Raw genomic sequence first — 22,869 nt, forward strand, 5'->3', positions numbered from 1 at the left:
GATCATCCGATCGCGGGCCCGTCTTTCTATACGGAGCTGGGGTTCTCGCGTAGATTCTGAAACAGGTTACAGTTTCGGGACGGGAGTTCGGATGCCGTTTGTGCTTGTCGAGAAGCCGCGGCCGGGGATCGCATTGGTCACGTTGAACCGGCCGGACCGGATGAACGCCATGGCGTTCGACGTGATGGTGCCGCTGCGGGAGACCCTCGAGGGCGTGGCGGCCGACAACGAGGTGCGCGTGGTGGTGCTCACGGGCGCCGGGCACGGGTTCTGCTCGGGCGCGGATCTGCAGCACGCCGGCAAGGTGCCGCGGGTAGAGGGGTTGACGCGCACCAGCATTGCGCGGCGCTCGATGGAGCTGCTGAACAATGTGATGCTCACGATCAAGCGGATGCACCAGCCGGTGATCAGCGCCATCAACGGCGCGGCCATCGGCGGCGGGTTCTGCCTGGCCATGGGGACCGATATCCGAATCGCCTCGGAGGACGCGTATTTCCGTGCGGCGGGCATCAACAACGGCCTCACCTCCGCCGAACTCGGCATCAGCTACACGCTGCCGCGGGCCATCGGCTCCACCCGCGCCTTCGAGATCATGCTCACGGGCCGCGATGTGGATGCCGCGGAAGCCGAACGCATCGGCATCGTCTCCCGCGTCGTCGCCGGCGACAAACTCCTCGAGGCGGCCTACGACACCGCCGACCAGATCATCCGCTGGAGCCGGGTCGGCGGCGAGCTCACCAAGCGCCTGCTGTGGAGTGGCCTGGAGGCGGGCAGTTTCGAATCCCACATGCAGAACGAGGGCATGGCCCAGCTCTACGTCCGCCTCACCACCGACAACTTCGACGAGGCCATCCGCGCCCGCCGCGACCGCCGCCCACCCGAATTCCAGGACTGAGCGAACGGCCGCCGCGCGCCCGGCGCGTGCTAACTGCCGGATCCGAGCAAGTTGGAACTGCCGGATCCGAGCAGGTTCGCGCTTCCGGATCCGGTGCAGGTGCCCTGCTGCGGGGGCTGCGGAGTGCCTGATCCCGGTGGCGCGGCGACCACCGACATAGTGAACGTATACGGCTGCATCACCACGAACGGGATCGTGGAGGAGGTCGCAACGGAGAGTTCGTGTGTTCCGGCGGTGGTCGGAACCCATGCGATGGCATTGCGGCCGGTGTGTGGGTACGAGATGCTGCCGATGCATTTCCCGTTGTCGTAGAAGCTCGTGGCGCTCACGTTCGTCAGAAATGGGCCCGCGTAGAACGAGTAGGTTTGTCCGACGACGTAGGACGACGGCACCGTGCAGGTGCCGGTCGAACAATCGTCGACCTCGGGACCGTCGATGGAGGCAGTGACGGTGGGCGCGGACAGTGCGGCGATGGTCGCGGCCACCGCCAGAGTTGTTGCGCCCCAGCCGATGCGGTGTGTGGTGCGGTGAGTGATAGGCATTTCGTTGCCGTCTCTTCCGTATTCGTGATCAGAGTCCGGCGCTGCCGGATCCGTCGAGGGCGGCGCTGCCGGATCCGATGAGGTTGGCGCTGCCGCCACCGCCGCAGCCGGGTTGCTTCGGCGGCTGGGCGGGGGTGGATCCCGCGGGCGCGGCGGTCACGTCGTACTTCTCCGAGATCTCCTTGACGCCGCCGACGATGGTGAGCGTGTGCGATCCGGCGGCGGTGGGAACCCAGGTGATCTGGAGTGCACCCGAACCCGACAGCGGGGCACTTCCGATGCATTGCCCGTTGTCGTAGAAGTCCGCTGTGCTCGCGAACATGGGCTGGAAGTTGATGCCCGCGTAGTACGTGTATGCGTGTCCGACGACCGCGGACCCCACCTCCGCGCCGGTTGCGGCATCGACGAGCATGGGAAGCCCGAGGGAGGCGGAGGCGGTGGTCGTGGATAGGGCGGTGATGGTCGAGGCTAGTGCCAAAGTGGTTGCAGCCCAGCCGATGTAGTGCAGGGGGCGGCGGGTGACGTGCATTGGTGGACTCCTCTTTCGTGCCCCTTGGTTCGGGGTCGACAGAATCTAACTTTCACAAACTGTGAAATGAGTCCACTTCAGAAAACCCTTGTGCCCCAACTTTCCTGGGCGATATTTCCGGGGTCAGCTCTTCGGGTAGAGGGCTTCGCTCAGGCGCGGGACGGTCAGAGCGCGCTGCCACGGGCGGGCGCCGCCCGCGGCGAGGTAGCCCTCGATGAGGGTCGGGGCTTCGCCGTTGGCGACCGATTTGGGCAGCCCGTCCCAGCACATGCGGCGCAGCAGGTCCGGGGTGAGCAGGTTCTCGACCGGGACCGACACCTCGGTGGAGAGGTCGGTCATGGCCGCGCGGGCGCACTGCAGGCGGGCCGCGGCGGCCGGGTCGCGGCGCTCCCAGCGGTTGACCGGGGGCGGGCCGTCGAAGTGCTGGGTGAGTGGCGGGAGCTCGCTATCGGGGAGGGTGCGGGCGCGTTCCACCGCGCCGAGCCATTCGCGCGAGTAGCGGCGCTGGCGGGGGCCGCCGAAGATCGGCAGGGTGCGCAACTGGGCGATGGACTTGGGCTCGTTGGTGGCGGCGGCCACGATGGCCGAGTCCGGGAGGATGCGGGCGGGGGCCACGTCGCGCAGGCGGGCCAGGCGGTCGCGGGTCGTCCATAGTTCGCGGACGATGGCGAGCTGGCGGGTGCGGCGCAGGGTGTGGATGCCGGAGGTGCGCCGCCAGCGGTCGGCCTTGGGGCCGGCCGGCTCCGCGGTGCGGACATGCTCGAATTCCTCTGCGGCCCACTCGGATTTGCCCTGTTCGGCCAGGTCGGCGGCGACCGCGTCGCGCAGCTCGATGAGTAGCTCGACATCGAGGGCCGCGTAGTTCAGCCAGTCGTCGGGCAGCGGCCGGGTGGACCAGTCGGCCGCGCCGTGGCCCTTGCGCAGCTCGCGGCCGAGCAGCTTCTCCACCATGGCGGCCAGGCCCACGCGCTCGTAACCCGCGAGGCGGCCGCCGAGTTCGGTGTCGAACAGCCGGGCCGGGTGCAGCCCGAGTTCGGCCAGCCCGGGCAGATCCTGATCCGCGGAGTGCAGCACCCACTCCAGATCGTTGATCGCCTCGGCCAGCGGCGTGAGCTCCCCGTCCATCGGGATCGGGTCGATGAGGAAGGTGCCCGCACCCTCGCGCCGCAGCTGGATCAGGTACGCGCGATTGGAGTAGCGGAAGCCGGAGGCGCGCTCGGCGTCGACCGCGAGCGGTCCACTTCCGGCGGCGAGCCGGCGGGCGGCTGCGGCTACCGCGGCGGCGGAGTCCAGTACCGGCGGCACACCGTCCACTGGCGCGAGCAACGGTACCGCGGCAGTGGCTTCGGGTTCATCTGGTACGGACATGGTCTTGAACTCTACGGGTTGGGCATTGGCGGGCCGCGTCACGTCGGTGAAACGACCGGCCGTGACACTGCGTCGGGCCATGGGGAATCGTACGTGGCGGCCGTCGATTTCGTTGCAGTACAGATGTTCTCGCAGGCGAGAGGGTATTTTCGGGCGACCGGCGCGGGAATTCGCGGATCGGCCGCCCCGATCTCGCGCCCAATTATTCGGTGCTCTCGCCCCGGCGCACGTCCAGCCGGGTTACCCCCGCGGGCGGCAGTCCGGCCGCGTAGGCGAGCACCTCGCAGAAGGCTTCCACGTGCGGCCGCATGACGGTGTCGGACACGGTCCAGGAGGCGCGCAGTTCGAGCTGGTGCGCGCGCGGCGGCCCCGCGATGTCTCCGTAGCGCACCGAGCTGGTGGCGGTGACCGTGCCGCCGAGGGCGGTGAAGGAGGTGCGCGAGTCCAGCGCGTCGACCAGCCAGCTCCACGCCACCTCCGGCAGCAGCGGGTCGGCGGCGAGCGCGGAGTCGATGTCGGCCTGGATGTAGGCGACCAGACGGAACACCCCGTGCCAGGCTTCCTGCCCGGCCGGGTCGTGCAGCAGGATCAGCCGGCCGAATGCGTCGCCCTCGGAGTCGACGGGCACCACGTTTGTATCTGGTCGCGTGACTTCCGCGCCTAGGGCGTACGAGTACGGGGCGAGGCGTTGCGGCGGGCGGATCGGTGCCAGCTCGATTCGAGGATGCACAGATACGGTTCCCATGGCCTCGACCGCGGCGCGGAACCGGGCTGGTTCTTCGGGCTCCGGGGTGGGGGCAGCGCCGTCGCGGAAGTCGAGCGGTGTCACGAAAGGCACCGTAGACCCCTCCGGTGCCGAGTAGTGCGAGGCGCGCCGCCGGGGCCCCTTTACGATGGGCGGTGATGAGTACTCACACCCGACGCCAGCTGACCGATGCCCCGTTCCTTGCCGCCGCCACCGGTGGCGTGCCGCATCGGTGTCCGGTGTGGTTCATGAGACAGGCTGGTCGGTCCCTTCCGGAGTATCGCGAGGTGCGTGCCGGAATCGGCATGCTGGAATCGTGTTTCGATCCGGAGCTGGTGTGCGAGATCACCATGCAGCCGGTCCGCCGCCACCAGGTGGACGCGGCAATCCTCTTCTCCGACATCGTGGTTCCGCTCAAGGCCGCCGGCATCGATCTCGACATCGTGGCCGGCGTCGGCCCGGTGGTCGCGAATCCGGTGCGCACCGTTGCCGATGTGCGTGCGCTGCCGCGCCTGCGCGCCGAGGAGGTGGGCGCGGTCACAGCCGGTGTGAAGCTGCTGCTGGACGCGCTCGGTGACACCCCGCTCATCGGATTCGCCGGTGCCCCGTTCACTTTGGCGTCGTACCTGGTCGAGGGCGGGCCCAGCAAGAACCACGAGCGCACCAAGGCGATGATGCTCGCCGACCCCGACACCTGGCACCAGCTGCTGGGCGTGCTCACCGACATCACCATCGAATTCCTGCGCGCCCAGATCGATGCGGGCGTGGACGCCGTGCAGCTGTTCGATTCCTGGGCGGGCGCGCTGAGCCTGGCCCAGTACCGGGAATACGTTCTGCCGCACTCGGAACGGGTCTTCACCGAGATCGCGTCCGCGGGTGTGCCCCGCATCCACTTCGGCGTCGGCACCGGAGAACTGCTGGGCGCCATGGGCGAAGCGGGCGCGGACGTGGTCGGCGTCGACTGGCGGATCCCGCTGAACGAGGCCGCGCGCCGGGTCGGCCCCGGAAAAGCGTTGCAGGGCAACCTCGATCCGGCCGTGCTCTTCGCGGGCCCGGCGGCGATCGACGCCCAGGTGCGCCGCATCGCCCGCGAGGCCGACGAGGCAATCACCTTGGGTGCCAAGGGTCACATCTTCAACCTCGGCCACGGCGTCCTCCCGAACACCGACCCCGGCGTCATCACCGAGACCGTCGCCCTGATCCACAGCCTCCCGCTCCCGCTCTGACCAGCGCTTCCCGCCAGCGGTGCGCGCGGTGGGATCGAAGCTCCTGTGACGTGACCGGAGCGCTTCGGCTTCGCCCCCATCGAAGGCGCTGACCGCCGGGCCCGGCCGGGGCAGGTGAGCGAGGTCTCCGAAGCCGTCGGATGCCCAGCGGGTGCGCCGGCCCGGGTGAGGGGCGGGACTTCGGCCGGTGGGGTGTTCGCGGCGCGGTGTCAATCACGTTCCGATGCGTGCCATTTCTGGGCGGGCGGTTCGAAAGCGCTGGTGAGCGTGGTTCGGGGCGGCCGGGCCGGCGTGGAACGGGGCCGTGATGGCCGGCACCGGAGGCGGGGGTGGCGGGCGGCCGGAGTAGGTTGGCTCGGGGCGACTCGAGGTCGAGGTGCGGGTCGCGGGCCGCGGGTTCGTGTGGTCGCGGCGTTCGACGAGTGGCGAGGAGTTGTCGATGCGGGTCGCGGTTGTCGGTGGCGGCATCAGCGGGCTGGTGGCCGCGTATCGGCTGCGGAAGGCGCTCGGGGAGTCGGCGGAACTGATCCTCGTGGAGCGGCGGGATCGGGTCGGGGGGATCCTGCGGACCGTCGAGATCGAGGGGGATCCGATCGATCTGGGGGCCGAAGCATTCGTGGGCCGGCGGCCCGAGATTCCGGAACTGATGGGGGAGTTGGGGATTGCGGAGCAGCTCGTTCATCCGGCGGGCAAGCGGCCGCTGGTGTGGTCGGAAGGGGTGGGGCATCGGCTGCCCGAGCGGACGCTGATGGGCATCCCCGCCGCGCCGGAATCGGTTGCGGGGCTGGTGGATGCGCAGACCCTGGCCGCCGTTGCGGCGGAGCCGTCCAGGCCGCTGCGGTGGGAGCGGGGCGGGGACGTGTCGGTGGGGGAACTGGTGCGGGATCGCTTCGGGGAGCAGGTGGTCCGGCGCAGCGTGGACCCGCTGCTCGGGGGAGTGTATGCGGGACTTGCGGATTCGATCGGCGTGCGGGCCGCGCTGCCGACGCTGGCCGCCGCCCTGGATCGCGGCGCGGCCAGCCTGACCCGGGCCGTGTCCGAGGCCCTGCCCCCGCCCAGCACCACACCGGTGTTCGGCGGCATCCGCGACGGCTACCGCGCCCTGCTGGACGCGCTGCGTGCTGCCGCCGATGTGAAGGTCGAAACCGGTACGGCGGTAACCACTCTCGCCCGCACCGCACAGGGCTGGCGGCTCGACCCGGTCGGCGACGTCGACGCTGTGATCCTCGCGACCCCCGCCCCGGTCACCGCGGAACTCCTGCGCGCGGTGGCCCCGGAGGCCGCCGCGCTGGCCGCCGGAATCGACCTGGCCTCCTCGGCGGTGGTGGCCCTCGCCCTGCCGCCCGAGACCGCCCTGCCCGACAACTCCGGCATTCTGGTCGCCACCGGTGAACCGTTGCGCGCCAAGGCCTTCACCCTCTCCAGCCGCAAGTGGCCGCACCTGGCCGCCCGCGACGTGGCCCTGGTCCGCGCCTCCTTCGGCCGCTTCGGCGACCCTGCCCCGCTGTCCTGGTCCGACGACGACCTCATCACCGCCGCCGTCGAAGACCTCACCACGGTCACCGCCGCCGACATCCGCCCCCTGCGCGCCGTGGTCCAGCGCTGGCCCGGCGGTCTCCCGCAATACGCCCCTGGCCACACCACCCGCATCGCCGACCTGCGTTCCGCCACGGCCGGCCTCCCCGGTCTGGCCCTGGCCGGCGCCTACCTCGACGGCGTCGGCGTCCCCGCCTGCGCGGCGACCGGCACCAAGGCCGCCGCCCGCATCATCGCGCAGCTGTCCTGACCCACTCCCCGGGACCTCGCCCGTCGAGGCCGTCCCGGTCGTCGTGATCGAGGTCGGCACGTCTTCGATCCAACAAGTGTTGACACTGCCTACATCCTTCCCTTATGTTAGCGCTGCGCACATTATGTAAGCACAGTCAACATTTGGAGGTGGATTGCCCGATGACGAGTGACTTGTTCTCGCCGCTGGTACTGCGATCGGGCGCGGTCCTGGCCAATCGGATCGTGAAAGCGGCCATGGAGGAGGGGATGGCCGGCTACGGGCAACTACCCGACGACCGTCTCGTGTCCCTCTACCGCCGGTGGGGAGCGGGCGGCTCGGGCGCCCTGATCACCGGCAATGTCATGGTGCACGCCGAGGCGCTCACCGGACCCGGCGGCATCGTGCTCGATGATGCCGCGCCGCTGGAACCGTTCGCGGAATGGGCGCGGGCGGGCAAGGCGGCGGGTGCGGCCATGTGGATGCAGATCAGTCACCCGGGCCGCCAGGTTGCGGCCAACCAGCCCGGCGTGGTGTGGGGTCCGTCGGATATCCCGGTCGATCTGGGCCGGCTCAGCAGCCGGTTCGGCCGTCCGGTCGCGATGACGAAGGCTCAGATCGAGGACACCATCGCCCGGTTCGCCACCACCGCGCGCCGCGCCGAACAGGCCGGGTTCGATGGGGTGGAAATCCATGCCGCACACGGCTATCTGCTGTCGCAGTTCCTGTCTCCGCTGGTCAACAACCGCACCGACGAGTGGGGTGGCTCCCTGGAGAACCGGGCACGGCTCCTGCACGAGGTGGTGCGCGCGGTCCGCGCGGTCGTGTCGCCCCGGTTCGTGGTCGCGGTGAAACTGAACTCCGCCGACTTCCAGCGCGGCGGCTTCGACGCCGACGACGCCCGCCGGGTGATCGCCCTGCTCACACCCCTCGGCGTCGACCTGGTCGAAGTGTCGGGCGGCAGTTACGAAAGCCCCGCCATGACCGGCCGCCCCGCCGACAGCCGGACGCAGGCTCGCGAAGCCTATTTCCTGGACCTGGCGACGGAACTGGTTGCCACCAGCCCGATTCCGCTCATGCTCACCGGCGGCATCACCCGCCTCCAGACCGCCCAGGACGTCCTGGCGAGCGGCGTCGCGGTGATCGGCATGGGCACCGCCCTGTCCATCACCCCGGACCTCCCCGCCCGCTGGCGCGACGATCTCGGGGCCGTCGCCACCCCGAAGCCCATCACCTGGTCGAACAAGGCCCTCGCGTCCGCCGCGGGCATGGCGGTGGTTCGGCATCACATGCGCCGCATGGCTCGCGGCCGGAACCCCCGTCCCGCAACCGGTCCCGTTCAGGCCCTGCTGTCCGACCAGATCGTGCATGGGCGCGCCCTCCGCCGCTACCGTTCCTGGCTCCAGTCCCGTCCGGCCCCCGTCAACACCGGGCGCTGACCCTCGTCACCGCGACATCAGCGCGGTACCAGGTCGATCGGATCGGTGTTCGCGCCACAGACGATGACCGCCACCCGTTCACCGGGGGCGGGGACGTAGGCGCCCGACAGCAGGGCGGCCAGGGCAGTGGAACCGCCGTGCTCGACGGCGACACGGCGGCAGTCCCACAGGGTTTGGCGGGCGGCGATGATCTGCTTGTCACTGACCAGGACCGAGCGGACATCGCCCGCATTCGCGGCGGACAGGGCCATGGCCGTGACGCGACGTGCGCCGAGGGAATCGGCTGCGACGGAGTCGATTTCGACGTCCACCGGCTCCCCGGCCTCGACCGCGGCATTGAAGGCGCGGCAGCGTTCGGGTTCGACCGCCACCACCCGCACGCCGTGATGATTGGCCGACACCGTGATTCCGGTCAGCAGCCCACCGCCGCCGACCGCGACCACCACGGTGTCGAGTTCCGGTACCTGCGCGACGATTTCGTCGAGCAGTGTCCCCGCACCCGCCGCGATATAGGGGTCGTCGTAGGCGTGTGAGCGCAGCGCCCCGCTGACCGCGGCGAAGCGAACGCATTCAGCGGCCGCGTCGGCGTAGGCGTCGCCGCCGCACAGCACCTGAGCCCCCAGTGCCCGTAGCCGCGCCACTTTCACCGCGGGTGCGGAGTCGGGCAGGAACACGGTGGCGGCGGAGTCGACCAGCCGGGCGGCCCACGCGCATGCCACCCCGGCGTTCCCGCCGGACGCGATGGTGATCCCCACCTTGGGCAGCCGCCCCTGTTCCCGCTGTGCCAGTACGAAATTCGCCGCCCCGCGCGCCTTGAAGCTGCCGGTGTGCTGCATGTGCTCGAGCGCGAACCAGACCTCGCCGGCCACCGGGACGGTGTCGGCGTCCGCGCGGGCGAGGACCACCGGGCGGGTGTGGCCGGCGATTCGATCGGCAGCCGCTGTCACGTCCCCATATGTCGGATGCACTGGCGCTTCTTTCGTTTCCATCGCTGATTCTCTTCCCGCCGAGCGGCCGCGCGGCACGGCTCACGGAACACCCCCGAGCCGATGGACCCCCTTGTTCCACTGTAACCGTGCGGGCCTGGTCGACCATCAGGACCGCAAACCGGGCCGGCTGCGCGCCCGGTCCAGCCTGGCCGCCCTCGACCCGGACGAATACCCGGTGCTGGCAACCCATCTGGATGCCAGCAGCGAACTGTTCACCAGCGACGCCGTTCTCCACGACGGCCTGCGCCGCCTCATCGCCTCCTGGGCCGCCGGCGCGAGCTGAATCACCCAGCGCGAGCTGAATCACGCAGTCCACCGTGCCCCATTTCGGGCGGGTTCGGGCGCAGTGGCACGATGGAGGCCATGGCGCGACTCGACTACAAGGCCCTCAACGACACCATCCGCTACCTCATGTTCTCGGTGTTCCAGGTGGAGCCCGGCGTGCTCGGCGAGGATCGCCAGGCGGCGATCAAGGAGGCGCGGGCCTTCTTCGACTCGCTCGAGGAGCGCGGCGTGGTGGTGCGCGGTATCTACGATGTCGCCGGCCTGCGCGCCGACGCCGACTTCATGATCTGGTGGCACGCGGAGAAGATCGAGGATCTGCAGGCCGCCTACGCCGACTTCCGCCGGGTCACCGAGCTGGGCCAGATCTCCAACCCGGTCTGGAGCAATGCGGCCCTGCACCGCCCGGCCGAGTTCAACAAGTCCCACATCCCCGCCTTCCTCGCGGGCGAGGCGCCGGGTAACTACATCTGCGTCTACCCGTTCGTGCGCTCCTACGACTGGTACCTGCTGCCCGACGAGGAGCGCCGCAAGATGCTGGCCGACCACGGCAAGGAGGCCCGCGACTACCCGGACGTGCGCGCCAACACCGTGGCCTCGTTCGCCCTGGGCGACTACGAGTGGATTCTCGCCTTCGAGGCCCCCGAGCTGCACCGCATCGTGGATCTGATGCGCGATCTGCGCGCCACCGAGGCCCGTCGCCATGTGCGCGAGGAGGTTCCGTTCTTCACCGGTCCGCGCGTCGAGGTCGAGCAGCTCATCGCCGCACTCCCGTAGCGACCCGCACCGAGATCGGGCCCGGCCGCCCTATGCGGCCGGGCCCGATGTCGTTAGCGGGAAGGTCGCCGATGTGTTGCCCGCATAATTCGGGGCATGCGCGAAATCGCGCATGCCCCATAGTGTTTCTGCGACTCACTCAGCTGCGCTGTCCGAGGGGTGCAATCGGAGCGAGATCGAGTTGATGCAGTAGCGCTTGTCCGTGGGCGTGGGATATCCCTCGCCCTCGAACACGTGCCCCAGATGACTGTGGCAGTTCGCGCACAGCACCTCGACGCGCCGCATCCCCAGCGAGTTGTCCTCCACCAGCAGCACGGCCTCCGACTTCGCCGGATCGAAGAACGACGGCCACCCGCAGTGCGAGTGGAACTTCTCGTCGCTGCGGAACAATTCGGCCCCGCACGCCCGGCAGGAGTAGACGCCCTCGGTCTCGGTGTCGGTGTATTCGCCCGTGAAGGCCCGCTCGGTGCCCGCTTCGCGCAGTACCCGGTATTCGTCCGGGGTCAGCTTGGTCCGCCATTCCTGCGGGGTCAGCTGGATGCGCGGGACGGGCAGCCCCTCGGTCCCTGTGGAGCTGTCAGCATCGGAACTCATGGCTCCACGCTAATACGAGGCGGTCGCCTTCGTCCGGGGCGCGAGGGTGACCTCGGGTTCGTCGGCGACCCATTCCGGGTGCATCCACGCGGGGTCCAGGGACTTGCCGACCTCGAGGCGGCCTTGGCGGCGGGCGGCGAGATAGCGGTCGCCCAGCACGCAGAACACCACGATCAGCAGCAGCCCCCACCCGAAGGTCGTGCGCAGATACTCCAGATCGCGGCCGATGCTCTGCCAGCGGTCCGAGAGCCACTTGTCGTAGGACATGAATCCGAAGATGGCCACCCATGCGGGCCAGTTGCGCAGCAGCGAGTTGCGCAACACCACGGTCATCAGCATGGGGAACAGGAACATCGAGTAGTACATCTGGCCCAGCGGGCCCAGCAGCATGGCCGCGGTGATCAGGATGCCGGAGGTGTTGCAGATGTAGAACACCTCGTCCTCGCGGTAGTACCGGTACAGCAGCCACAGCGAGATCAACACCAGGACGCCGACGGTGATACGCATGGTCCAGGTCAGCCACTCGGCGACACCGTAGTACCCGGCATTGCCGACGATGGCGCTGTTGAAGTAGTCCCGGGCCTCCGACAGGTACGGCAGCGTATGGGTCCAGAACTGCTTGTAGTCCACGATCAGCGGCCAGGCCAGCAGGTTCAGCGCCACCGGGATGCCCAGGGCGGTGATGAACACCTTCCACTGTCCGCGGACCAGCGGAATCAGCAGCAGCGGCGCCAGCAATGGACCCTTCACCGCGATGGTCAGCCCCAGTGCCACACCGGCCCACAGGTCCCTGCGCTTCAGGAGCAGGTGCATGAACACCAGCATGGCCATGAACAGGCAGCCGTTGATATTGGTGAAGGCCAGTGTGTTCGTCACCGTCTCGGAGACGAACATGGCCAGCAGCAGCGCGGGCGCGGCGACGGAGTTCAGCGTGTAGTTGAAAAGCTTCAGCAGCAGGTACCAGGCCAGCAGCAGAGCCATCGCATTGACCAGGATGAAGGCCCACCGCGACTTTTCCGGATCGATGATGGCCAGCGGCGAGATGAGCAGCGTGCCGCTGGGGGGATACAGATAGGCCGGATCGGTCGAGCTGAAGTTCGCGTTGTACACGGGCCGGTGGTTGAGGAACGCGAGGGACGCGTTGTACACCGGTGTGAAGTCATTGGTGATGTGGTAGTTGACAGCGTTGATGAACACCCGGTGCAACACGGTGAGGATCGCGAGCGGCCACAATGCGAAGTTCAGTACCTCGGCGGTGGTGCGAGCGGTGCGGGGCTCGAGCTGTCGAAGGAACACTCGGGCACGGTACACCGAATCCCCGCGTCACACATGCGCCGACCCGCCTAATGCGTTGTGCGGGACACACCACAGCCGCCGGTCGGATGAAACCCCGGCCCGCCCCGAATGCTCAAGCCGGTCAAGCACACTCCGCGCTCCGTCGAGTAGTGACCGGCGTCACTTCACAGGTGTGTACTCAGGCCGGGCAGGCGGTGCCGTCGGCGGGCAGCGTGGCGTCCTTCAGGTAGTCGGCGAGGGACTGCTGGGCGCAGCCGGAGTGGGCGAAGGTCGGGTGCCCCCAACCCTGCCAGACGACGGTGGCGGTGCGCGCACCCGCTGCGCCGAGTGCGCCGGTGACGGTGGGCCGGCCGTCCTGGCCGGTGACAGGGTCGGCGCTGCCGCCGAGGACCAGGACCGGCAGGTTCAGCTTGTCGGGCAGGGTCATGGGGGTGGCGGCGGGCCAGGCCGAGCAGGCCATCAGGTCGATGGCCGCGACCTTGCCGAACACCGGATACTGTGTGCCCCAGGTGGTTTCGAGCTCCTTGGCCTTGTCGGGGGTGGAGGGCTCGTGGTTGTCGCTGCAGCGGTTGACGAATTGACCGTCGGTGGCGATCCCCGCGGCGGCGCGCAGCAGGAACGGCGTGATCGGGACGTGGTCGCCCTTTCCGAGGGCACTGAGGGCGTCGGCGAATTCGGTGATCTGCGCGTTGCCGGTCGCCCGGGAGTCGCCGAGGAAGCCGCTCAGGGTGGTCACCAGCACCGAGGCCGACAGGTCGCCGAGCTGTCCGGCCCCGGCCCGGTTCACCAGATCGACGACGGCGGCCCGCGGGTCGCCCCCCAGCGAGCAGTTCAGCGACGCGCACCGCTGCCCGAATGCGGTGAGCGCGGCCTCCTGTCCCTTGACCCGCTGCTCGGCGCGCCCGTTGGCGTCCGTGCCGACTCCCTGCGGCGAGTCCAGCACCAGCCGGCCCAGGTGCTGTCCGTACTTCCGCGCGTAGTTCAACGCCACGTTCGTGCCGGTGCCGGTGCCCAGCAGCGCGAGGTGGTCCACCTGCAGCTGTTTGCGCAGCTGCTCGAGGTCGTCGGCGGCGTGCGGTGCGTCGAAGGTGGCCTGGGCCGGGGCCAGGAAGTCCAGGCAGGCGACGGTGGCGTCGCGCCCGGCGGTGCTCATGGTGTCCACGGCATCGGTTGCGCCCCGGGTGAATTGGGTCTGATCGGCGATGGCCTTGCGTTGCGGGTCGGTCATGCAGGTCACCGGCTGGGAGCTGCCGATGCCGCGCCGGTCGACCGCGATGATCGGCCGCGCGGCCAGCAGCGCGCTGGCGGGCCCGGCCGCGAGCCCGGCCAGGGTGGCCGTCGAGGACCGGTCGGAACCGGAGGTCAGGATGAGCGGCGCGGCGTCCTTGGGCGTCCGGTCGTAGCGGGCCCGCATGGCCGCATTGCGGAAGTTGCCCGCCACATTTCCGGCCACATCCACCTGAGAGGTGTATTCGGCGCATTCGAGCACCAGCCCCTGCGGCGGCGCGCCCAGCGACAGCAGGTTCAATGTCGGTGCGGTGCAGTCCTTCCAGGCCAGGTCGGCCTTGGGCACCTCGGGTGCGGGCGGGGTGGCGTCGGCGGGCGCGGTGGAGGTGGCGACTCCGGCCTGGTGCGGCTGTTCCACGGCGACGGCGGGCCGGTCGGACGGCCCGGCCCCACAGGCGGTGGTCACCAATACCGACAGTGTCGATGCCAGCAGAGCGGCCCGAGTCCAGCGCATGCGCTACAGCCTGCCAGGTCCGGCACGCGGTTTCAGCCTCGGGTGTGCGCGCGTTCCCATCGGGTCAGGATCGTGCCGTCGGTGTCGAGCAGCAGGTGGCAGGGGTTCATCGGGGTGGGCAGGGCCTTGGGGGACACCGCGATTCGGCCCGCGGTCCCGCCCACCAGCTGCGGGGATACGGTCAGGCACAGCTCGTCCACGGCCCCGGCGGTGAGGAATTGGCCGAACAGTGAGGGCCCGCCCTCGCACAGCACCCGCCGCAGTCCGAGACGCTCCAGCGCGGTGCGGACGGCGGTCACGGTGGATTCGTTCGCGTCGGATTCGATCACCTCGGCCCCTGCGTCGAGGAGCCGCTTCTTGCGGTCGCCGGGCGCGGTGGTGGTGGTGAGGATGATCGGCCGCGCCCCGGTATCGGTGAACAGCTTGCTCGCCGGATCCAGTGCCGCGGACCCGGTGACGACCGCGATGCGCGGCGGCGTCCCTTCCGGATCGCCGCCGAGCCCCTCCTGGTGCAGCCGCTTGCGCAGTTCCGGATCGGTGTGTGCCGCGCCGTAGTTCTCCGCGCGCACCGTCCCGGCCCCGACCAGCACCACGTCGGCCAGATCCCGCAGCAGCCCGAAGACCCGCTTGTCGGCGGGCGTGCCCAGCGCGCCGGAGCGCCCGTCCAGGCTGACCGCGCCGTCGATGCTGGTGACGAAGTTGACACGGACGTACGGTGCGGATGGCTCGACCGGATACGCGTACAACTCGACCAGGTCGTCGCGGGTGAGATCTGTGAGCTGAATCGCATTCGGCATACGCTGCATAAGGACCCATCCCACCACGCATCTACGCTGACGCCGTGCAACAACGCCTCGTCGATCGCCACCCGGAGGTTCCGGCAGACCAGCTCGTGGCCCAGATGGTTCCCCCGCCCACCTTCGACGAGGTGAGCTTCGGTTCCTACATCCCGGATCCGAAGGAACCGTCCCAGGCCGCGGCCGTGCTGAAGGCCGAGCTGTTCGCGGATCAGGTGACCAAGCTCCGCAAGGCCGCGGACAAGAAGGGCCTGTTCGGTAAGAAGAAGCCGGTGCACGGCATCGGCCTGTACCTGGACGGCGGCTTCGGTGTGGGCAAGACCCACCTGCTGGCCTCGATCTTCCACAGCGTGCCGGAGCCCAAGTCCTTCGGCACTTTCGGTGAGGTCACCAATCTGGTTGGCGCGCTGGGCTTCAACAATGCCGTCGAGCGGCTCGCGGCCAACAGCGTGCTGTGCATCGACGAGTTCGAGCTCGACGATCCGGGCGACACCATGCTGGTCTCGCGCCTGCTCACCGAGCTGACCGACCGCGGCGTCTCCGTGGTCGCCACCTCCAATACCCTGCCGGGCCAGCTGGGTGAGGGCCGCTTCGCCGCCCAGGACTTCCTGCGCGAGATCAAGAAGCTGGGCGCCCTGTTCGAGGCCGTCCGCGTCGACGGCCCCGACTACCGGCACCGCGATCTGCCGCCTGCCCCGGAGCCCACCGCTCCCGAGCTGCTGGCCGAGAAGGCCGCCGCCACACCGGGTTCCACGCTCGACGACTTCGACGCGCTGGTGAAGCACCTGAGCACGCTGCACCCGTCCCGCTACGGCGCCCTGATCCACGACGTCTCGGCCGTGTACATCTCGGATGTGCACCCGGTGACCGATCAGGCGGTCGCGCTGCGCATCGTGGTGCTCGCCGACCGTCTGTACGACGCGGGCATCCCGGTGACCATCTCGGGCGCGAAGCTGGATCAGATCTTCACCCAGGAGATGCTCGACGGCGGCTACCGCAAGAAGTACCTGCGCGCGATCTCGCGTCTGCTGGCGCTGTCGCGGTTCGAAGCCCCAGTTCACGCGTAACGAGGCACCGGCTCACGCGTGACCACCAATCTTGGCTCGCGTGTAACCGGCAGGTAGGACCCGGTTTCTCTCATAGTTTCCTTAGGTAATAAATTCCGAGGGTCAGCGAAAGCCGGGCCGGATTCGGTTTTCGGCCCCGGAAGGAGATCTGCCTTGCGTAACCGTGCTGTCCAAGCTGCCGCGGTGGTCACCATCGCACTGTCCGCGAGCCTCGGGTCGGTGGCGACCGCCTTCGCCACCGACCCGCCCGCCGCCACCGGCAGCGTGCTCGTCAACACCGACAACCGTGCCCTCGGCCTGAACGGCGTGCTCAACGCCCGGGACGCCGGCGGCTACCGGACCGTCGACGGCCACACTGTGCGCACCGGTCTGGTCTTCCGCACCGGCGATCTGAGCAAGGCCACCGACGCCGACCTGGCCAAGCTGGCGTCGTCGAACGTGGCGTCCATCCACGATCTGCGCACCAGGTACGAGCAGCTGTTCATGGGCGTGGACAAGGTCCCCGCCGGCGCCGCCGAGCATCACGACGACATCATCGGCCAGGCTCCGCCGCAGGTGATGGTCTCGACCCTGTCCGCGGGCACCGACCTGTATCGCGCCTTCATCACCGCTCCGGGCGCGAACGAGGGCTTCGCGAACGTGTTGCGCGACATCGCCTACAACCCGGGCGGCGTCCTGTTCCACTGCACCGCGGGCAAGGACCGCACCGGCTGGACCTCGGCGGTGCTGCTGACCATCCTGGGCGTGGACAAGGACACGGTCTACTACGACTACCTGCTGTCCAACTACTACCGTGGCGCCAAGGACGGCGACATGATGAACGGCGTGACCGCCTCGGCGCTGGATTCGGCCTTCGACCAGGTGAACAAGAGCTACGGCAGCTTCGACACCTATGTGCGCGACGGCCTGCAGCTCTCGGACGCGGACGTGGCCGCGCTGAAGGCGAAACTGCTGGCCTGACAAGGTCTTTCACGATGTGATGGCGAACGCCGGGTGGTTCTTACCGCCCGGCGTTCGCCTTTGTGATCCACGACAAAGTGGTTGACGGCCCCGCGTCGCACCGTTAACGTTCCAGGCCTCATGGGTATCGCTTTCCTGTTCTTGTGATCGCTTCGCCGCGTTGAGCTTTGCTCCGCGTCGATCCCCTCCCACGCCTATCCGCCTGTCGGCGTTCGATTTTCGCGTGGGTTCCACCCATCCGGCTCGTGCCGAGCCGAGAACAGGAGATCCCTGTGCTTACCTCCCAACTGCCTGCCGTCTCCCAGCTGACCCTGTCCGGCGTCACCAAACGCTATGCCGACCGCATCGTGCTGGACGCGGTGAACCTGTCCATAAGGCCCGGTGAGAAGGCCGGCGTCGTCGGCGACAACGGTGCCGGCAAGTCGACCCTGCTGCGGCTCATCGCGGGTCGCGAAGTCCCCGACAACGGCGAGGTCGTCGTGCAGGCCCCGGGCGGCATCGGCTACCTGGCCCAGAGTCTGGAGCTGCCGCCCACCGCCACCGTCGGCGCGGCAATCGACCTGGCTCTCAGCGATATTCGCGATCTGGAGGCCCGGATGCGCACCGCCGAGGCCGAATTGGCCTCGAACGGATCACCAGCACCGTGCTCGAGGTGGACGCGGGCGCGGTCGCCTTCCACGGCAACGGCTACCGCGGCTACCTCACGGCCAAGGCCGCCCAGCGGCACCGGCAGCAGCTCGAACACCAGCGCTGGCGCACCGAACTGGCCCGCAACGAGCGACTGGCCGAGTCGAATGTCGTCCGCCTGGAGGCGATTCCGCGCAAGCTCCCGCTCGCGGTCTTCGCCGCCGGTCCCTTCCGAACCCGCAACCGCGGCCACGGCGCCCAGTCCCGCATCCGCAACGCCAAGGAGCGGGTCTCCCGCCTGACCGCGGATCCGATTGCGCCCCCACCGGATCCGCTCCGCTTCACCGCTGAGATATTCACACTGCTGCTCGACGAGCCGACCAACCACCTGTCCCCGGCCCTGGTGGAGGATCTGGAGCAGGCCCTGGACGGCTACCCCGGCGCGGTGGTGCTGGTGACCCACGATCGCCGGATGCGGCAGCGCTTCGCGGGTCGCCGCCTGGAGCTTCAGAATTCGTGCAGCATGACGTAGTCGTGGTGCAGCTGGTTGCCGACGGTGAAGGTCTTGGTGCCGGCGACGGTGAAGCCGTGTTTGCCGTAGAAGCGCTGGGCGCGCGCGTTCTGCTGGTTCACGCCCAGCCACACGGCTTTGCTGCTGTCGGCCCGGGAGTGCTCGAGCGCGCGCCGCATCAGCGACGCCGAGACGCCGCTGCCGTGCTGGCCGGGCAGCACGTACATCTTGCTGAGCTCGGTCACCGGGCGCAGGGTGATGACCTCCGCCACGGCGGGATCGGCGGGCTCCATGGCATTGAGCAGTGCGTAGCCGACGATCTCGCCGCCGAGCACCGCCTTCAGAACCACACGGCCGGGATCGGCGAGGTACTCACGGAACCGGTCCGCGGACAGCACCTCCGCGATGAAGGCGGCCATGTCCTCGGGTGTGGATCCGGGCGGGCAGGCCAGCGGAAAGGTCGCGGCGGCGACGACGGCGAGTTCGCCGGCGTCGTCCGCGGTCGCCGGTGTGATGGCTACGGAATCGCTCACCGTTCCAGTCAAGCAGGCTCCGCGGCGGGCTCGGCGGCCGCGGGGGTGGCGTCGGTGCGGCGGTGGAAGACCCGGGCGCAGCCGATCAGCACCACCGCGAAGGCGAGCGGAATCGCGAATCCGGCACGCAGATTGGCGGCGTCGGCGACCGCGCCCACCACCGCGCCGCCGACCAGGGTGCCCGCGTAGTTGAACAGGTTGAGCCGCGCGATGAGCGCATCCAGCTCGCGTCCGCTGGTGAGCTGCCCGGCCTCGCTGAAGCACAGCGGCGCGATAACCGGCAATCCGATTCCGGCGACCAGGAATCCGAGGATCGCGGCCACCGGTCCGGGGGCGGTGACCACGATCACCAGGCCGACCGACCCGACCGCCGCGGCCACCCGCACCACCATGCGTGGTCCGAATCGGCGTACCCACAGGTCGCCGGTGAGGCGGCCGAGCAGCGACGCGCCCTGGTAGGCGGCCAGCGCCAGCGCGGCGGTCGCGGAGGAGGACAGCAGTTCGTCCTTCAGGTACAGCGCCGACCAGTTGCCCACCGCGAGGTCGATGGCGAAGGCGAGGGCGATCACCGCGCCGAAGATCCAGAAGATGCGCATCGGCACCGAGCCGGCCGGTTCGTGTTCGGCCGGACCGGCTTCGGCCTCGTCGGTGCCCAGCAGTCGCGGTCCCGCCGCCAGGCAGCCGATGGCCACCACCGCCGCGGCCACCAGGATCGACGCCTGCAACGGCACCTTCAGCGCCTCGAACGCCGAGACGAACAGCGCGCCGGTGATCGATCCCGCACTCCAGGCCGCGTAGAACGAGACCAGAATGAATCGGCCATAGCCATGTTGTATGAATACTGCCTGCATATTGGTCCCGGCGTCCACGATGCCGACGGCCACGCCGTACACGCCCAGGGCCACGAAAGCCGCAATGATGTTCGGCGACAGCGCGATCGCCACACCGGAGACCGCGATCAGCGCCAGCCCGATCCGCAGCGCGGTGCGGCTCGACCAGTGCAGCGCGATCCGCTCGGCGGTGATGCTGCCGGCGCCCGCGAGCAGGGAGATGAGCGCGACGATCGCCACGATCAGTCCGTCGGAGAGGGTGAATTTGTCCTTCAGCTGCGGGAGCTCGGTGAGAATCACGGCCAGGAAGAACCCCTGCAGCGCGAATGCCACCGAGTTCGCGGAGCGCGCCGCCCGCAGTGTCGGATGGAGAGCGCTGAGCTGCGGCTTCGGGGACTGACTCGGGGGCATTTCGAAAGAGTAGCGGCGGCGGGCCGGTCCGGCATCCTGGGCACGGGTTACGATCCGCGGCGCGCTTGGTCACACGCGGCTCGCGGTTGGGTAACGAATCTGGTCGCTTTCGTGTCTTCGGACGCATGCCCTGCGGCACTCTGGAAGTGACGGCTCGGGCTGGTGGTTTCCGATACGACGGAAGCGGTCCTTGCGGTGAGTGTGGTGGCTGGGGTGATCTTGTGAGCATGAGGCGAGTGGAAGTTCCGCGGGAGCGGTCGGTGGCCCTTGCCGACCCGGATCCGCGCGCGAATCCGGCGACGGCCGTGGGGGATTCGGCGGTGGACAAGCCTGTGCTCGGAACGGTGGAGAAGTCTGTGCGGGGCGACGCGGACACGGCTGTCCGCAGTGCCGACGGGCGTGGCCATGCGGCGGGGGAGCGGTGCCGGGAACCCGACTGCGCGGACTGCCGCTGGGATGTGCAGCGGCTCAAATTCTGGCTGCGCGGTCGGCTGCTGGCGGCCGGCGCCGAGGATGTCCAGCTGGATGTCGCTGTCGGTGCGCAGCTCTCGGATGTGCTGTGGCGCAAGGGTGATCGCAGCGGCGTCATCCAAGTGTCCAGCGCGCCACCCGAGTTGGCGCGCGCCCGCGTGGTCACCGCCCAGCTCCGGGCCGGCGGTGGTGGCGAAGTGCTGTGGATCTGCCCGCCGGGTTTCTGGACCGCGCAGCTGCCCGCGCTCGGCCTCGACGACTTCGCCGCCGAGGGCTGTGAGTACCGGGTGGTCGGCGGCCTGCTGTCCTCCGGCCCGGGCGGTGTGGTGTCGGCTCGCCAATCTGCCTGTGAACTCCGTGAATTCGTAACGGGCTGGGTGGCCGGGGAGATAGCTTTCGGCTGCCGCGACGAGCACACGGGAGGATGGGCGACGGTGACCGACTGGGAACGCCACACTCGGACACAGGCGGCCGTCATCGCACGGCAGCGCCAAGAACTGATGAATCAGCGCACGGCTCTGGCGCTGGCCCGCAAGGCCACCCGCGACAAGACCAAGCAGCTGCTGCGCATGACCCACCGCCTGGAGCGCGCGGAGATCGCCGCCCAGCAGCAGGCCGACGATCTGGCCCAGACCCGCCGCAAGATCGCCGACCACAATCGGGTCGACGCCACGCTGCGGCTCACGGTGGCGAGTCAGAAGTCCGCAATCATGCACTGGCAGCTGATCACCTGGTTCGCGGTGATGGTGATCATCACCTTCATCGCCGCGGGCCTGATCCTGAAGTAGCCGCGAATCGCGACCTGAATCCCCCTCCCCTTTCAACGTATATCGCAGTGGGGGGCTTGCGGCAAGGCCCGGGGGGTGCCGCAGAATCGTCGGCCGACAGGCGATTACCTGCGGAAATCAGGAGGATGGCGATTCATGGCCGATGTGATCATTGCGGGTGCCGGGCCGACGGGACTGATGCTGGCCGCGGAGTTGCGGTTGCACGGGGTGGAGGTGCTCGTGCTGGATCGGGACCCGGAGCCGACCAAGGTGGTGCGGGCGATGGGGATGCACGCACGCAGTGTCGAGGTGCTGGATCAGCGCGGTGTGGCGGATCGGTTCCTGGCGCTGGGCAAGCAGCACGATCCGAGCGCGTTCTTCGCCGGCATCGTGCCGGCGCGGCCGGTGCGTTTGGACACCACGTTTCCGTTCGTGCTGGGTCTGCTGCAGCCGATCACGGATCGCCTGCTGGCAGAGCGCGCGGTCGAGCTGGGCGCGGAGATCCGGCGCGGGTGTGCGGTGGCCGGGCTGAGCCAGGACGCGGACGGGGTGACGGTCGAGCTGGCCGACGGTTCGCGGCTGCGCTCGCGCTACCTGGTCGGCTGTGACGGCGGTCGGTCCACGGTGCGGAAATTGCTCGGCATCGGGTTCCCGGGCGAGCCCGCCCGGCTCGAGACACTGATGGGCGAGGTGGAGCTGACCACACCGCAGGAGGAGGTGATGGCGCTGGTCACCGAACTGCACAAGACGCATCGGCGCTTCGGTGCGATGCCGCTGGGCAATGGCGTGTACCGGCTGGGCGCCCCCGCCAACGGCGTGGCCGAGGACAGTGATGTGCGGCCCACCCTCGACGAGCTCAAGCGTCAGGTCCGGGCCGTGGCCGGCACCGATTTCGGTGCCCACTCACCCCGCTGGCTCTCCCGCTTCGGCGACGCCACCCGTCTCGCCGACGCCTACCGGTCGGGCCGCGTCTTCCTGGCGGGCGACGCGGCGCACATCCACCCGCCCAATGGCGGTCAGGGCCTCAACCTCGGCGTCCAGGACGCGTTCAACCTGGGCTGGAAGCTCGCCGCGGCCGTGAACGGCTGGGCCCCGGCCGATCTCCTCGACACCTACGAATCCGAACGCCGCCCGGTGGCCGCCGACGTCCTCGACGCCGCCCGCGCCATGAGCGAACTCACCTCCCTCGAACCCGGCCCCCAGGCCCTGCGCCGCCTGCTCACCCAACTGATGGAGTTCGAAGAGGTCCACCGGTTCCTGATCGAGCGCGTCACCGCCCTCGGCGTCCGCTACGAATTCGGCCCGGGCGCCGACCTCCGCGGTCGCCGCCAGCGCGACGTGGCCCTGAAGCGCGGCCGCCTCTACGAGCTCATGCATCAGGGCCGCGGCCTGCTCCTCGACCAGACCGGCCGGCTGTCGGTCCAGGGCTGGTCCGACCGCGTCGACCACGTAGTCGACGTCAGCGAGGAACTCACCACCCCGGCCCTCCTGCTCCGCCCGGACGGCCACATCGCCTGGTCCGGCTCCGACCAGGAGGACCTCCTCGAAGTCCTGCCCCGCTGGTTCGGCACCGCCACAAGCTGATTCGGCGCCATCATGAGTTGATGCCGCACCGCCGAGTGCTGGTTCAGCACCGCGCCGAGCTGATTCGGCAGCGTCGCATGCTGATTCGGCACCGCCGCGAGTTGATTCGGCCCGCGGTGTGCC

General features: G+C 69.3%; 21 protein-coding genes and 1 pseudogene. 11 read left to right on the top strand and 11 right to left on the bottom strand.

All coding sequences use genetic code 11. From position 1 onward, the window contains the following. The first annotated feature begins 91 nt into the window (after positions 1-91). A complete protein-coding gene (locus ACFXIV_RS01085) occupies positions 92-895 on the top strand; it encodes an enoyl-CoA hydratase (RefSeq protein ID WP_379395604.1) in 804 nt (267 codons plus the stop codon). 29 nt (positions 896-924) lie between these two features. Here the strand turns inward: ACFXIV_RS01085 and ACFXIV_RS01090 are convergent, their stop codons facing one another. From ACFXIV_RS01090 to ACFXIV_RS01105, 4 genes are all read right to left on the bottom strand, one after another. Continuing rightward, on the bottom strand, positions 925-1,437 hold the full coding sequence (locus ACFXIV_RS01090) for a hypothetical protein (protein ID WP_379395602.1): 513 nt from the start codon (positions 1,435-1,437) through the stop codon (positions 925-927). A gap of 28 nt (positions 1,438-1,465) precedes the next feature. Next, complete coding sequence (locus ACFXIV_RS01095) at positions 1,466-1,966, bottom strand: hypothetical protein (RefSeq protein ID WP_379395600.1); 501 nt, start codon at positions 1,964-1,966, stop codon at positions 1,466-1,468. A 123-nt stretch (positions 1,967-2,089) separates the two neighbouring features. Further along, positions 2,090-3,334, bottom strand: a complete 1,245-nt coding sequence (locus ACFXIV_RS01100) for an HRDC domain-containing protein (RefSeq protein ID WP_379395598.1) — start codon at positions 3,332-3,334, stop codon at positions 2,090-2,092. Positions 3,335-3,536: 202 nt separating this feature from the next. Beyond that, positions 3,537-4,163 (bottom strand): DUF3000 domain-containing protein, encoded by a 627-nt coding sequence (locus ACFXIV_RS01105; protein WP_379395596.1) that lies wholly within the window; start codon positions 4,161-4,163, stop codon positions 3,537-3,539. A gap of 74 nt (positions 4,164-4,237) precedes the next feature. Between ACFXIV_RS01105 and hemE the strand changes: the two genes are divergently transcribed. The 3 genes from hemE (at position 4,238) to ACFXIV_RS01120 (ending at position 8,509) form a co-directional block, all read left to right on the top strand. After that, positions 4,238-5,305 carry a uroporphyrinogen decarboxylase gene (gene hemE / locus ACFXIV_RS01110; RefSeq protein ID WP_379395594.1) on the top strand — a complete coding sequence of 356 codons (1,068 nt, stop codon included), beginning with the start codon at positions 4,238-4,240 and terminating at the stop codon, positions 5,303-5,305. 439 nt (positions 5,306-5,744) lie between these two features. Beyond that, on the top strand, positions 5,745-7,091 hold the full coding sequence (locus ACFXIV_RS01115) for a protoporphyrinogen oxidase (protein ID WP_379395592.1): 1,347 nt from the start codon (positions 5,745-5,747) through the stop codon (positions 7,089-7,091). Between the two features lie 161 nt (positions 7,092-7,252). After that, a complete protein-coding gene (locus ACFXIV_RS01120; RefSeq protein ID WP_379395590.1) occupies positions 7,253-8,509 on the top strand; it encodes an NADH:flavin oxidoreductase/NADH oxidase family protein in 1,257 nt (418 codons plus the stop codon). Positions 8,510-8,526: 17 nt separating this feature from the next. On the opposite strand, the gene ACFXIV_RS01125 is transcribed toward ACFXIV_RS01120, so the two are convergent. Further along, on the bottom strand, positions 8,527-9,498 hold the full coding sequence (locus tag ACFXIV_RS01125; RefSeq protein ID WP_379395588.1) for a serine/threonine dehydratase: 972 nt from the start codon (positions 9,496-9,498) through the stop codon (positions 8,527-8,529). A gap of 70 nt (positions 9,499-9,568) precedes the next feature. On the opposite strand from ACFXIV_RS01125, the gene ACFXIV_RS01130 reads away from it, so the two are divergent. Together ACFXIV_RS01130 and hemQ are read left to right on the top strand one after the other, a co-directional pair. Then, positions 9,569-9,781, top strand: coding sequence for a hypothetical protein (locus ACFXIV_RS01130; RefSeq protein ID WP_379395586.1), 213 nt, complete (start codon positions 9,569-9,571; stop codon positions 9,779-9,781). 80 nt (positions 9,782-9,861) lie between these two features. Then, positions 9,862-10,557: a hydrogen peroxide-dependent heme synthase gene (gene hemQ / locus ACFXIV_RS01135; protein ID WP_364618971.1), complete on the top strand. Its 696-nt coding sequence runs from the start codon at positions 9,862-9,864 to the stop codon at positions 10,555-10,557. Positions 10,558-10,692: 135 nt separating this feature from the next. Here the strand turns inward: hemQ and msrB are convergent, their stop codons facing one another. From msrB to ACFXIV_RS01155, 4 genes are all read right to left on the bottom strand, one after another. Then, on the bottom strand, positions 10,693-11,151 hold the full coding sequence (gene msrB, locus ACFXIV_RS01140) for a peptide-methionine (R)-S-oxide reductase MsrB (RefSeq protein WP_379395584.1): 459 nt from the start codon (positions 11,149-11,151) through the stop codon (positions 10,693-10,695). Between the two features lie 9 nt (positions 11,152-11,160). Continuing rightward, positions 11,161-12,447 carry a glycosyltransferase family 87 protein gene (locus ACFXIV_RS01145; RefSeq protein WP_379395582.1) on the bottom strand — a complete coding sequence of 429 codons (1,287 nt, stop codon included), beginning with the start codon at positions 12,445-12,447 and terminating at the stop codon, positions 11,161-11,163. A gap of 178 nt (positions 12,448-12,625) precedes the next feature. Continuing rightward, entirely contained in the window at positions 12,626-14,188 is a 1,563-nt protein-coding gene (locus ACFXIV_RS01150; protein WP_379395580.1) for an alpha/beta fold hydrolase, read from the bottom strand. Between the two features lie 32 nt (positions 14,189-14,220). Beyond that, positions 14,221-14,994 (bottom strand): pyrimidine reductase family protein, encoded by a 774-nt coding sequence (locus tag ACFXIV_RS01155; RefSeq protein WP_379395578.1) that lies wholly within the window; start codon positions 14,992-14,994, stop codon positions 14,221-14,223. Between the two features lie 35 nt (positions 14,995-15,029). Between ACFXIV_RS01155 and zapE the strand changes: the two genes are divergently transcribed. The 3 genes and pseudogenes from zapE (at position 15,030) to ACFXIV_RS01170 (ending at position 18,171) form a co-directional block, all read left to right on the top strand. Further along, on the top strand, positions 15,030-16,052 hold the full coding sequence (zapE, locus tag ACFXIV_RS01160; RefSeq protein ID WP_379395576.1) for a cell division protein ZapE: 1,023 nt from the start codon (positions 15,030-15,032) through the stop codon (positions 16,050-16,052). Between the two features lie 153 nt (positions 16,053-16,205). Next, the gene (locus ACFXIV_RS01165; protein ID WP_379395574.1) at positions 16,206-17,012 is read left to right on the top strand and encodes a tyrosine-protein phosphatase; all 807 of its coding nucleotides are present in this window, start codon (positions 16,206-16,208) and stop codon (positions 17,010-17,012) included. A gap of 287 nt (positions 17,013-17,299) precedes the next feature. Then, a pseudogene (locus ACFXIV_RS01170) lies at positions 17,300-18,171 on the top strand (ATP-binding cassette domain-containing protein). On the opposite strand, the gene ACFXIV_RS01175 reads toward ACFXIV_RS01170, so the two are convergent. Both ACFXIV_RS01175 and ACFXIV_RS01180 read right to left on the bottom strand, forming a co-directional pair. Further along, positions 18,147-18,683 (bottom strand): GNAT family N-acetyltransferase, encoded by a 537-nt coding sequence (locus ACFXIV_RS01175; RefSeq protein ID WP_379395572.1) that lies wholly within the window; start codon positions 18,681-18,683, stop codon positions 18,147-18,149. The pseudogene ACFXIV_RS01170 and the gene ACFXIV_RS01175 overlap by 25 nt on opposite strands. 8 nt (positions 18,684-18,691) lie before the next feature. Continuing rightward, positions 18,692-19,924 carry an MFS transporter gene (locus ACFXIV_RS01180; protein WP_379395570.1) on the bottom strand — a complete coding sequence of 411 codons (1,233 nt, stop codon included), beginning with the start codon at positions 19,922-19,924 and terminating at the stop codon, positions 18,692-18,694. A 227-nt stretch (positions 19,925-20,151) separates the two neighbouring features. On the opposite strand from ACFXIV_RS01180, the gene ACFXIV_RS01185 reads away from it, so the two are divergent. Together ACFXIV_RS01185 and rox are read left to right on the top strand one after the other, a co-directional pair. Next, the gene (locus tag ACFXIV_RS01185) at positions 20,152-21,183 is read left to right on the top strand and encodes a hypothetical protein (RefSeq protein ID WP_379395568.1); all 1,032 of its coding nucleotides are present in this window, start codon (positions 20,152-20,154) and stop codon (positions 21,181-21,183) included. 135 nt (positions 21,184-21,318) lie between these two features. Beyond that, positions 21,319-22,746, top strand: a complete 1,428-nt coding sequence (rox, locus tag ACFXIV_RS01190) for a rifampin monooxygenase (RefSeq protein ID WP_379395566.1) — start codon at positions 21,319-21,321, stop codon at positions 22,744-22,746. The last annotated feature ends 123 nt before the right edge of the window (positions 22,747-22,869 follow it).

Source organism: Nocardia sp. NPDC059236 (assembly GCF_042754085.1).
In the GTDB taxonomy this organism is placed as follows: domain Bacteria; phylum Actinomycetota; class Actinomycetes; order Mycobacteriales; family Mycobacteriaceae; genus Nocardia.

Coding starts and splice junctions, on each gene's coding strand:
- ACFXIV_RS01180 (WP_379395570.1), bottom strand. CDS start 19,924: ATGCCCCCGAGTCAGTCCCCGAAGCCGCAGCTCAGCGCTCTCCATCCG.
- ACFXIV_RS01155 (WP_379395578.1), bottom strand. CDS start 14,994: ATGCAGCGTATGCCGAATGCGATTCAGCTCACAGATCTCACCCGCGAC.
- ACFXIV_RS01095 (WP_379395600.1), bottom strand. CDS start 1,966: ATGCACGTCACCCGCCGCCCCCTGCACTACATCGGCTGGGCTGCAACC.
- msrB (WP_379395584.1), bottom strand. CDS start 11,151: ATGAGTTCCGATGCTGACAGCTCCACAGGGACCGAGGGGCTGCCCGTC.
- ACFXIV_RS01100 (WP_379395598.1), bottom strand. CDS start 3,334: ATGTCCGTACCAGATGAACCCGAAGCCACTGCCGCGGTACCGTTGCTC.
- ACFXIV_RS01115 (WP_379395592.1), top strand. CDS start 5,745: ATGCGGGTCGCGGTTGTCGGTGGCGGCATCAGCGGGCTGGTGGCCGCG.
- ACFXIV_RS01150 (WP_379395580.1), bottom strand. CDS start 14,188: ATGCGCTGGACTCGGGCCGCTCTGCTGGCATCGACACTGTCGGTATTG.
- hemQ (WP_364618971.1), top strand. CDS start 9,862: ATGGCGCGACTCGACTACAAGGCCCTCAACGACACCATCCGCTACCTC.
- ACFXIV_RS01085 (WP_379395604.1), top strand. CDS start 92: ATGCCGTTTGTGCTTGTCGAGAAGCCGCGGCCGGGGATCGCATTGGTC.
- ACFXIV_RS01125 (WP_379395588.1), bottom strand. CDS start 9,498: ATGGAAACGAAAGAAGCGCCAGTGCATCCGACATATGGGGACGTGACA.
- ACFXIV_RS01120 (WP_379395590.1), top strand. CDS start 7,253: ATGACGAGTGACTTGTTCTCGCCGCTGGTACTGCGATCGGGCGCGGTC.
- rox (WP_379395566.1), top strand. CDS start 21,319: ATGGCCGATGTGATCATTGCGGGTGCCGGGCCGACGGGACTGATGCTG.
- ACFXIV_RS01185 (WP_379395568.1), top strand. CDS start 20,152: ATGAGGCGAGTGGAAGTTCCGCGGGAGCGGTCGGTGGCCCTTGCCGAC.
- hemE (WP_379395594.1), top strand. CDS start 4,238: ATGAGTACTCACACCCGACGCCAGCTGACCGATGCCCCGTTCCTTGCC.
- ACFXIV_RS01090 (WP_379395602.1), bottom strand. CDS start 1,437: ATGCCTATCACTCACCGCACCACACACCGCATCGGCTGGGGCGCAACA.